Source organism: Streptomyces sp. NPDC090445 (genome assembly GCF_044769385.1).
Taxonomy (GTDB): Bacteria; Actinomycetota; Actinomycetes; order Streptomycetales; family Streptomycetaceae; genus Streptomyces.
In genome coordinates, this window is record NZ_JBIVXV010000031.1 from 73,262 (window position 1) to 84,459 (window position 11,198).

Annotated in this window: 3 protein-coding genes and 2 pseudogenes; 2 read left to right on the forward strand and 3 right to left on the reverse strand. The window is 71.7% G+C overall.

The annotated features are described in order from the left end of the window. Window positions 1-14 precede the first annotated feature (14 nt). Together ACIQUT_RS34650 and ACIQUT_RS34655 are read right to left on the reverse strand one after the other, a co-directional pair. Window positions 15-7,652, reverse strand: coding sequence for a LamG-like jellyroll fold domain-containing protein (locus tag ACIQUT_RS34650; RefSeq protein WP_403568925.1), 7,638 nt, complete (start codon window positions 7,650-7,652; stop codon window positions 15-17). Between the two features lie 152 nt (window positions 7,653-7,804). Next, window positions 7,805-8,617, reverse strand: a complete 813-nt coding sequence (locus ACIQUT_RS34655) for a hypothetical protein (RefSeq protein WP_403568927.1) — start codon at window positions 8,615-8,617, stop codon at window positions 7,805-7,807. A 134-nt stretch (window positions 8,618-8,751) separates the two neighbouring features. Here ACIQUT_RS34655 and murF point away from each other — a divergent pair. Continuing rightward, window positions 8,752-10,154 (forward strand): annotated as a pseudogene (murF, locus tag ACIQUT_RS34660) (UDP-N-acetylmuramoyl-tripeptide--D-alanyl-D-alanine ligase). A gap of 181 nt (window positions 10,155-10,335) precedes the next feature. Continuing rightward, window positions 10,336-10,872, forward strand: coding sequence for a hypothetical protein (locus ACIQUT_RS34665; protein ID WP_403568936.1), 537 nt, complete (start codon window positions 10,336-10,338; stop codon window positions 10,870-10,872). A 5-nt stretch (window positions 10,873-10,877) separates the two neighbouring features. Here ACIQUT_RS34665 and ACIQUT_RS34670 read toward each other — a convergent pair. Next, a pseudogene (locus tag ACIQUT_RS34670) lies at window positions 10,878-11,102 on the reverse strand (transposase); the annotation flags it as partial. Between the last annotated feature and the right edge of the window lie 96 nt (window positions 11,103-11,198).

Genomic DNA, 11,198 nt, shown 5'->3' on the forward strand with positions numbered 1-11,198 from the left:
GTCATCGCTGCACGTCAGCCCTCCACGCCGTAGTACTGCGCGAGGAAGGCGATCACCTCCTCCGCGTGCGGCTGCAGCTCCGGCAGGTGCGCGCCCAGGGCCGTGCGCACCGCGCCGGCCAGTTCGGTGCGACCGGTGGCAGCGGCCTTGACGTAGGGGTCGAGGCGGCGGACCAGCTCGTAGTTGCTGTCCAGGTCCAACGCCCGCATGGTGTGTTCCAGCGGAGGCGCGTCCGCGGACGGCACCGGCGGCAGCAGCCGGCTGACGAACGTCACCCGGTGCATGACGCGCCAGCACGGCGGCTTCCGGTCCGACTGGCGCGCCTGCCGCAGTGCGGCCGCGTTGGGGTCGCTGCCGTTCTCCAGCCAGGCCGGGTCGACGACCTTGTGGAAGAAGGTCTCGAAGTGCTCGGTGTCCTCCCCGAGGTAGAAGCTGAGGAACCGGTACGCGTCGACCTTGCCCGGCGCGTTGACCGGCTTGCCGTCGGCGTCGAAGACCGGTTTGCGGTTGGCGTCGTACTGCTGCACGTTGCCGGACGGAGCGCACGTGACGTTCAGGCCGAAGGAACGCGTGGCCTGCTTGCCGCGCGCCCGCGTGACGGTCATGCCGCCACCGACCGACGCGTCCAGCTGCGCGTTCACACCGACCCCCATGACGTCGAACGAGGTGCCGACGGACGCGCCCACCGAACCGGACAGCGAGTACGAGCCGGACGTCGTCTCGCTCACCGCGTCCGCGGTCTCCGTCGTCTCGGCGAAGAACCCGCCGTCCGCCGTCCAGACGTAGGTGTTGACCAGGTCGCGCCGGGAGAAGCCGTCGCCGGTGGCGTTGCCGGCGGTCTCACGACCCTTGCCCGGCGAGGTGTCGCCGCCGATGGCCCCGCCCAGCACGCGGCCGGCCCGCTCGGCGGTCGGGTCCGGGGCGTGCGTCTCGGTGGAGACCGTCTCGTAGTAGCTGCGCAACCGCTGCTGCTCCCGCTGGATGCGCCGTTTGAGGGCGTAGGCCTCGCGCGGCTTGTAGTAGCTGTACTCGCCGTGCTCACGCGCCGACGGGTAGTCCGGGTCGAGGACCCGGCCGCGTCCGTCGTAGCCCACCGTGCCGTCCAGGGTCCCCTGCTTGGTGTAGCGCGGGTTCAGCGGGAAGGCGATCACGTTCCAGTCCTTGGGCACGTCCGGGTTGGGCTGGATGCGATAGGCCACCAGCGCCCCGCTGTGCGCCAGACGCAGAGCGAAGACGTCGGCCGTCTGTGACTGCACCACGGCGAAGCCGGTGTTGACCGGCACGTAGCGGCGGCCGACGGCGGGGTTGAGGGGCCTCAGCGGGTCCTCCCAGCTGCCCGACAGGTCGACCTTCATCGCACGGGTCGTGTTCTCGGTCTGCGAGACGGAGGTCTCGTCGGCCCAGCTGTTGGAGAACTCCAGACTGCCCCGCACGCCCACCGACACCTTCGCCTTCGCCATCGACTTGGCGACACCGAAGCCCAGCGGGGCGGCGATCATCCACATGTCGACGTCGACCTCGTTCGCCAGCGCGAAGTCGAACGCCGCGTCCACGCTGCGCTCCTTGGCCGACGACAGCGAGTGCACCACCTCCTCGGCCTCGGTGAACTCCACCGAGGCGGCACCGTCGTACGTCGCACGGTCGGGATCGATCGTGTGGGGCGTGAGGTTCTCCGACGGCACCGGCGGCGCGCCCTCGACGTAGCCGACCAGCTGCGGGTCGAACTGCACCTGGCTGACCCACTCGCTCACCAGATCGCCGACCTTGTAGCCGGTCACCAGGTGCCAGCGCCCGTCGCGCAGGTAGCCGTACGCCCGCTTGAGCACGCCGAACGCCTCGCCCTTCGCGGTGTACTGCATGTCCGCGTACTCGGCGACGGCCGGCGCCCCCGTGACCGTCTCGTGGAAGGGCGTGCGCATCGCCGCCAGCGCCGAGCGGACCTGGGCCGTGTCACTCGAGACGGGCGCGGTGGACAACACGGCGGAAGGACGCTGCGGTGCCCCGCGCAACGTGAGGTCATTGCCCCGCAGTCCCTCGTCGCGCACGACGTTCGCACCCTCATCCGTGGAGGCCCGGTCGAAGGACCAGTAGGCGATCAGATCGTCCTTCTCGCCCCGCAGCCGGGTGAAGAGGTTGTCCAGCACCTGCTCCTGGGTACGGCCGGTGCGCCAGATCCGTACCTCCTCCAGCACACCGTGGAAGGACTCGGTGGCCCGGCCCGCCTTGAGCCGCGCGCCGAGGGAGAGCTGGGCGTCGCCGTAGTCGGCGAAGCCGGCCGCGCCCGCCGCATCCGCCGCGTCCAAGGGTTCGCACGCCAGCGAGACGCCGTTGCGGTAGATCCGGAAGGTGCTGCCCCGCGGGTCGGGATTGCGGGTCCAGCGCGCACCGCGCAGCCGGGCCGGGTGCGAGCCGGTGGCGTCCGCCGCGGTGTTGCCCGCGTTCTCCTCGAACCGCCACTGCGCGGTCAGTCCCCGGTCGCGCGCCGTGACGGGCGTGCCGAGCTGCGCCGCATCCCGCGCCAGCCCCCACAGCCGTACCTCGGCGACGACGCCGGTCAGGAAGTGGGTCTCCAGACCCTCACGGACCCGGCCGATGTCGAGCGTGCCGGTGTTGCCCTTCGCACCCGGGCCCCCGTAGCGGGCGGAGCCCGCCTCACGGCCGTCGACGAAGAAGCGGATGTCCTGCCACTCCTGGGCGTCGACGGACTCCACGAGCTCGACCGTCTGCCGGACGGGCTTGCCGTCGGCGCCCGCCGCGGTGATCTCCTTACTGCCCTTGCGCTCCTGCATCGACCGGCCGCTCTTGCGGACGACGGCCAGACGGTGGAACGTCCCGGCGCGCACGGCCTCGGTGGAGGCGAAGCGCACCAGCCTGCCGTCCGGCTCCTCGAAACCGAACTCCAGCCGTCCGTCGGGCAGGACGAGCAGCCGGTACGGAACGCTGCCGCCGGAGCCGTCGGCGACCCGGCCCTTGGACAGCAGCCCCTGCGTCGCACCGAGCGCGTCGACCCGGCAGAAGACCTCGATCGTGAGGTCGCCGGGGATGTCGAGCGCGTCGTTGTCGGGCGCCTCCAGGTACGCGCCGTCCGAGAGCCCGACAGCCCAGGACTGCTCGTACGCGGCGGCCAGGTGCGACCACTCGTGCGGCGGGAAGGAGTCCCGGGTGACCACCATCCGGTCACCGGCCCCGGCGACGATCCGGTACGACGTGTCCGCGGCCCGCTCCAGCGCGGCCGGCGCGGTCGCGGTGGTGACGCCTCCGCGCAGGTACACGTGCCGGTCCCGGCCGGAACGGTCCAGGACCCCCGGCTTGCCGCTCACCTGGGCGAGCGGGTCGCCACAGGGCCAGTAGCCTTCCAGACCGGCCTCCTTGCCCGTGAGCCGTACGTTCTTCAGCTCCCGGACCTCGGCAGCGGTGCGCGCGGTGCCCCACAGCCGGACCTCGTCCATCTCCACCGCGGCGTAATCGGGCACCCAGCCCCCGAAGTGGCTGCCGAAGCTGAACAGCCCCTCTCCCTGATACGCGCTCGTGGCAACGCGCCTGGCCTCCTCGACACCGTCCTTGTAGACCACCTGATCCCGGCTCGCCGCGTCGAAGACGCAGGCCCAGTGGTGCCAGGCGGCGTCGTTCTGGCCGTGCTGAGTGGTGGCGTCGTCACCGTAGAAGGCGAAGGTGAAGGTGCTGTTCTCGCGCCAGCCGATGTGCAGGGAGCCCCTGGCGGTGGCGTGCGACGTCCCGTGGCCGACGACGTACTGCGCCTTGCCGTCCCACTCCCTCGTCTGCCGCGCCCAGAACTCCACCGTGAACGACCTGCCCGCGAGGCTGAAGCCGTTCTCCGTCATGGCCACACCGCTCCTGCCGTCGAAGGCCAGGGCGGGCACCACGGCGGCGTCCGGGGCCAGCAGCCCCAGTGCGTACGGGACGTCCCCCGTCCCGGCGTGGACGATCCGCGCCGCGCCCGACACCCGCTCGGGATTGACCCATGCCTCCACGGTCAGGTCACGCGCCACCGCCACCCGCTCCAACTGCTCCTGCGGCAGGGTCAGGACGTTCTGCCCCCCGTCGAAGGAGTACGCCCGGCCCGGCTGATCCGCGCGCCAGCGGCAGCCGTGCCCGGCGACCAGGTCCGAGACCTCGCCGAGCGGAACCTCCTGCGTCGTGCCCGAGTCGGTCAGCACCAGGCGGGAGCCCGCCGAGAGCGGCACGCCGGGACGGTTGGAGGAGGCGAGCCGGTGGTCGTAGCGCAGCCGCTGCACGGCCTCGCCCGGCTGCGGCTCGGGGCCGCCCTCGCCCCTGTCCAGCCGGAGCGACGCGGCCCCTGCCGCGTGATCGGCCTCCGCCAGGTACAGGTGACCGCCGACCGTGACCGGCGTACGGGCGGGCAGCGCAACGGAAAGGGGTTCGGAGAGCCGGAGCACACCACCGGCGACGTCACCGGCCCGGCCGCCGGACAGGAGCCGCGTGGTCGCGTCGAACGACGTCACCGCGCCGATCGTGACGGGCTCCTCCGGCGCCCCGTTGACGATCGCGGCGAAGTCGCCGGCCCGGCGCGGCAGCCGCTGCCACGTCTCGCGCTCCTCGCCCCGCTCGATGGTCACGTTGCACAGGCCGGGCCCGTCCCCTGCCGTGACCCGGATCGTCACTGACCCCAGAGCGGTGCCGGAGTCGCGGGCGGTGAACGTGACCGCCTGGCCGTCCCCGGCCGTCAGCCGGCGGGAGGCACGTACCACCGCGGTGTCGTAGTAGGTCGCGAAGAACTGGCCATTGGTGCCGCGGAAGTACAGCACGACGTTGCCGGTGGCGCTGTCCAGCAGATACGGCCGGTCGGCCGAGCGGGCGAAGGCCAGCAGTGCGCCGGAAGAGCTCAGACCCGTGCGGTCGAGGGAGAGCTGGGGCATGGGGAGCGCGATGTCGTCGGCACCCTTGAGGCCGCCGGTGAGTCGGGCCAGCTCGTCACGCTTGGCCGTCAGCTCGGCCTGCTGGGCCTCGATCTCGCGGCGACGCCGCTCAAGCAGCTCACGCTGGGGCCGTAGCTCGGCGAGCTGTGCGTCCAGCGCCTCCACACGCGTGCCCGCGTACCGGATGTCGGGGTGCCCGAACTCGTGGAGGGCGACCCGCTCGAAGACGATCAACCCGTCCCCCGACTCGGTGACCGCGGCGGTGTCGTACTGGACGACGCGGTCACCGAGCCGGTCGGGAGCGCAGACCGCCTTCTCGCTGTGCTTGTTGACGAGGGTGCTGTAGCCGTCGCTCCGCTCGTCGATGTGGAAGTGCGTGTTCCAGGCGGTCGTCTTCCGCGGCCACACGATCAGGGGCGCCTCGTTGTCCTGGCGATCACCGGCGACGTTCATGTCCTTGCCGGTGTGGGGGTTGTGCAGGTGGTAGGGAGTGCGGCCGCTCCAGCTGGCGCCCGGCGGGATCAGGACCGCCCACAGTGCCGACTTCGCGTCCTTGTCGGAGGTCCTGATCAGCGGCGGTTCGCTGCCCGCGCCGTCGTCCTTCACGGCGAGGTACTGCGGCTTGCCGTCCCGGGCGTTCTTGAAGCGGAGCCGGCACGTCCAGCCGGCGACGTCCTGCCACCTGGTGTAATACGCCTCACGCAGCCGCTCCAGCTCCGGCACGTCCGCGGTCCGCCGGGCGAGGTCCGCGACCTCGGTCTCCTTGACCGCGATGTCCCGGACCAACGCGCGGATCCGGGCGTCGAGCTCGCTGATCGTCTCGACGTCGGAGCTGCCCTCCGGCGCGGCGAGCACCGGCAGCGCCAACTCGTCCGGGACCTGCGCCAGGCGCCCGTCCTGCCCGACACCGAAGTCGACGGTGGCCACGTACGCCTCTTCGGCCGCCGCGCCGGTCTTCGGGTCGGGGCCGGACGTGGCGCACGACAGCAGCACGCGGGCCTGACGCTTGGCGGGCTTCGGCTCCCGGCCGTAACCGACGGCGGTGTCCTCCTGCTGGTGGTACAGCACGGCGGACAGGCCGGAGACGACGCGACGACCGGCGATGGCGAAGCTGTCACGGCGCACGCCCGGGTGGTCGCCGATGGGCGCCTCGGACGTCACCCACTGCGGGCCGCCGAGGAGTTCGCCATGGCGTGCGTGGTCGGTCTGGTCGTGCAGACGGGTGCCGGAGCCCTCGTCGAAGCGGTAGTAGGCGACGAGGCCCGGGTCGTTGCCCATGAGACGGACGCCCTTGTCGCGCCCCAGCTCGTCGGCGGTGCGCGCACGGTCCCACACGCGGACCTCGTCGAGCTCGGCGCGGGCACCCTGGGCGAGGGCACGGCCCAGCAGCAGAGGGCCGGCGCCGGAGTAGCCGCTGCCCGTGGTGCGGCTTCCCGCCACCTCACCGTCACGGTAGATCGTCTGCCGGCGGGTGGTGTGCTCGTAGACACAGGCCCAGTGGTGCCAGGCGGTGTCCGTGGTCGGCACGTCGGTGTTGAGGTCGTCGGCGTAGAAGGCGAAGGTGAAACGGTCATCCTGCCGGAAACCGATGTGCAGCGACCTCAGGGGACTCCCGGACTCGTCGCCGTGGCCGACGAGGAACTCCTGCCGGCCGTGCGCCGTGCGCCGCGCCCACAACTCCACCGTGAAATCACGCCCCGCCAGCTGCGGGCCGTCGGCGACCCGCACATGCGCCTCGCCCTCACCGAACGCCAGCGCCGTCTCGGCATGGCTCTCCGTGCTGACGACGGGAACCAGCGGCTGCCCCGTGAACGGACAGATGCCGGGGCCGGACTCGTAGACGGCGTCGCGGTGGGCCGGGTCGGGACTGGTCCAGGCCTGCGTGCCCTGCAGGTTGAGCAGACCGTCGCGACCCTGCTCGACATTGAAGGAATCGACGCGGCCCGTCGCATCGTTGTGTGCGAAGACCTGCCAGCGCTGCCTGCCGTGGACAGCGGTCGGTACGAGCAGCGCGGCGAAGCGCCCACCGGACAGATTGCGGACGAACGACAGTTCCTGCGTCGGCTCGTGGAAGGGACGCCCCTCCATGTCACTCGTCCCCAGGCTGTCCTTGGCCGAGTCCGGACGGGTCTTGTGCCGGCTACGCCGGTAGCGGGCCTCCAGCACGGGCTTGAGCTCGCCGCCGACGAGCAGGAACCGGTCGCACAGCAGCGTGTCCCGCACCAGCGGGACCTTGGCCCCCGCGGCGTCGGTGACGTAACCGGTGTGCTCCGGATCGCCCGAGGAGCCACCGCCGGCCAGTTTGTGCACGGCATCGGGGTGATCCGCCCCGACCGACTGCCGCAGCACGACGATGTGCGTGCCGTCCGACAGGGCGTGGAAGGGCGCGAGAGCCGTCAGCCGGGCCGTCGTGGACAGGAAGGGATCGACCTCGTCCGCGTCCAGCCGCTCCCCGGGCGCGGCCTCCACCCGGCCGCCGTTCTTGACCACCGGTAACGCGGCCGTCCCGGCCACCGCGAATCCGGCGTCCGCGATCTCGGAGGGTAAGCGCAGCGGGACCGGATTCTCTGACCAGTAGGCGGCATCCAGCTCACCCTTGGCCTCGTCGTGCCGGGACAGGTCCAGCACGCTGTAGACGATCCGCCGCTGGTCGTCCATGGCCAGGGCCACGGTGGTGCCCTGGTGCCTGACGGTGGTGGTGTGGAGGTAGGTGCGGTCGCTGTAGACCTTGAGAAGGTGTTGGTCGCCGGACAAGGAGTCTCCTTGGAAAAGGCCTCGGTGCCGGCGGAGGTTCTGCCGGCACCGAGGCGCACAACGATCGGGAAGTCGCTGGGCAAGCCGATGACCTATGGTGGTGAAGTGACGGGGCATCAGCGATCACACGATTGACCAGGCTTGAGAAGGCGTCAAGAACGGCTTCTCGCCACGCGGCGCGGAGCAGGGCGCGGTGCAGGGCGTCGCGTCGGGGTATTCCACTCTGAAGGGGCGTGCTGCCCTTTCCTGGCGTCCCGCCAAGGCCCGCCGGGATCTTCAAGCGGCTGGACGAGCTCTGCCGGCCGGGGCGGCGGTTCGGTCGGAGCACTCCCCTCTCGCCGGCGGCCGCCCGCGACGTCGGCTCCCCGCACGACAGCTACGTCACCACGGGTGCGTAGTCGGGGGCGGGTAATCGGCCGTGGTCGAGGTCGCCAAGAGGGAAGAGCGGGGTCGAGGGTGAGCAGGGCGGCGGCGAGCTGGGCGGTGTCGTGGCAGACCGACATGCCGATCGAGCCGCCTTCGGACAGGGGCTTGAGGATCAGCGGGAAGGTGATCGTGCCGGTGATCGCCTTCGTGATCACGTCGCCGTCCCGGGGCGGGAGGGTGACGGTGGGCAGGACCGCCACGCTGGCGGCGGCCGCGATGGTCTTGGCGAGGGCCTTGTGCATGCCGATGGCGGCGGCTGCCACACCTGAGCCGGTGTAGGGGATGTTCAGGCACTCCAGTAGCCCCTGGAGCTTGCCGTCCCCGGCGTACTGCCCGGCATGCGCGAGGAACGCCACGTGGGCGCGGCGAACGCCGTCGGTGAAGTCCTTGTCGACGGGGTCGAGGAACAGCGTGGTGTAGCCCTGCCGGTCGAGGGACTCCAAGGCCGCGCGGCCGGACATCAGCGACCGCTCCCGCTCGGTGGACCTGCCGCCGGAGACGACGGCGATGAGGCCGGACGCGAAGGGCTGCATCGTCATACGTGGTACTCCTGTTCTGGGATGGATTGTGCTGGTTTCGCACGTATCGGCCTGCGGAGGCGTTACGGTCGAAGGACTGAGCCGGGCGGCGCTCTGCCGTGCCGGGCAAGTCCTGGTGATTCGGAGTGGGTTACGTGATCCCCCTTTCGCTTGAAGCCGTCGCGGCCGCCCTCGGCGGCCGTCTGTGTGACGTGCCGGACCCGGCTGTGTTGGTGACCGCGCCGGCGGCCGTCGACTCGCGCGCGGTCGAGCCGGGTGGCCTCTTCGCCGCGCTGGCCGGTGAGCACGCCGACGGGCACGCCTTCGCAGCTGACGCGGTGAAGGCAGGGGCGGTGGCGGTCTCCTCGCCGCCCGCCCTGTCGGTGTTCCGGCCGTGGTCGTCGACGACGTGCTGGACGCGCTCGCCGCGCTGGCCCGCACCCTGCTGGCCGGGGTGCCGGAGGCGATGGTGATCGGGCTGACCGGCTCGGCGGGCAAGACCAGCACGAAGGACCTGATCGCGCAGGTGCTCCCCGAGCTCGGGCCGACGATCGCCACGGTGAAGTCGTTCAACGGCGAGATCGGGATGCCGCTGGCCGTCACCCACCTGGACCGGGACGTGAAGTACATCGTGCTGGAGATGGGCGCCCGCGGGATCGGCCACATCTCCCACCTGACGCGCATCGCCCCGCCGACGGTCGGCCTGGTGTTGAACGTGGGGATGGCACACGTCGGCGAGTTCGGCGGCCGGGAGCAGATCGCGCTGGCCAAGGGCGAGCTCGTCGAAGCCCTCCCCGCCAAGGGGTTGGCCATCCTCAACGCCGACGATCCGCTGGTGGCCGCCATGGCACCCCGGACGCGTGCCCAGGTCCTGACGTTCGGCACCGGGCAGGACGCCGACGTACGGGCGGTGGACGTGAGGCTCGACTCGGCGGGCCGGGCCTCGTTCACGCTCGTCGCAGCCGGCCGGGACGCGCGGGTCAGCCTGACCCTTCACGGTGCGCACCACGTGTCCAACGCGCTGGCTGCAGCGGCCGTCACGATCGGGCTGGGTGCCGACGTGGAGAAGACGGCCGACGCGCTCTCCCGCGCGGTGCTGGTGGCGTCCGGACGGATGGAGGTTACCGACCGGCTCGACGAGGTACGGGTCATCAACGACGCGTTCAACGCGAACCCCGATTCGATGCAGGCAGCGCTCACTGCCCTGGAGGCCATGAGCAGCGGGCGGCGGACCATCGCGGTCCTTGGAGAGATGAAGGAGCTCGGCGCCGACGGTGGCGACGGGCACCGGCAGGTCGGTCGCCTCGTCGCCGCTTCCGGCGTGAACGTGCTGATCGCCGTCGGCGGCGACGAGGCGCAGGCGATGGCCGCCGCCGCCCAGGAGAACAACCCGTGCCTGGAGGTGGTCAGCGCCCGCGACCGGGACCACGCCCTCACCGTGGCCCAGGACCTGATCGAGCCCGGCGACATCGTCTTGGTGAAGGGCTCCCACAGCGTCGGGCTGGAGCACACCGCCGAACGGCTGGCCCAGCCCGACACCGTGGGCAGCGACCGCTAGACAGCAGTCAGCGGCCGGGCCGAGGGCCAGCGTTCCGGTCCAGCAGCAGGAGCTTCTGCTACTGGCCGGGCAGGCCTGCGCCCTGCTGTCGACTTCCGCGTTCGACCCCGGGGCCCTGGACGACGCCGCCCGCCTCGCCCGTAGCGCGGCCCCGTACGCGGAGACCGCCCGCTTCAACCCGTTGCGCGCGTACGCGGCCGGATCGCTGGCCATCTGTGCCTACTTCACCGGCCGACCCTTGGAGGGCGTCCGGCACGCGCGAGTTGCGCTGGCCTTCGGCGGGCTTGAGGACGTCGGCCGGCGCAGGCTGCTCGCGATCGCGGCCCGCGCCTACGGACACCTTGGCGACAGCGACCAAGCCGGGCGCGCGATGGCCGCGGCCGCCGAAACCGACACCGGCACCCGGGACGACCTCCACGACGGGGTGGGCGGCGAGTTCGCCTTCGACGAGGAGCGGCTGGCGATGTCCACCGGCACCACAGCGTTGCTGACCGGCGACGGCGAGCAGGCCGAGACCATGGGCCCGCAGGGCTCTGGGGCTGGTGGCCGCGCGCCCGGCGGCCCGGCAGTCGGTGACCGTGCGGGCGAAGGCGAGCGCCGATCTCGCTGCCGTACTGCTGGCCCGGCAGACAGGCCCGTGAGACTGCCCCATCCGAACCGGCGTGAGACGCCTTGTGAAGCCGCAGGTCCCAGCCTCGCTGCAGGACGCGAGCTATGAGAGGCCGCGGCCTTCACTGACTGCGCGTCGATGATCCCCGCCGTGGGCTCGGCCTCGCGGCCCTCGCGCTCACGGACCGTCCCGCGCAGCCGGTCGTGGAACTCGGCGATCAGCCCGTGCTCGCGCCAGCGGCGGAAGAAGGCGTAGACCCGGCCCCAATCGGGGAAGTCCGCGGGCATCGCCCGCCACGAGATCCCGCCCGCGACCAGGTAGCGGATCGCGTCCAACAACCAATGCCACGAAGTTAAGAGTTCGGCGGCGGTGTCAAGGGTGGGCGAGATGCAGGAGGGGCCTCTGCTATCCAGGGGTTCGACCAAGATCTTCCT

Bases quoted from the DNA above. Each gene is read 5' to 3' on its own strand.
- ACIQUT_RS34655 (WP_403568927.1), bottom strand. From the start codon at position 8,617: ATGACGATGCAGCCCTTCGCGTCCGGCCTCATCGCCGTCGTCTCCGGC.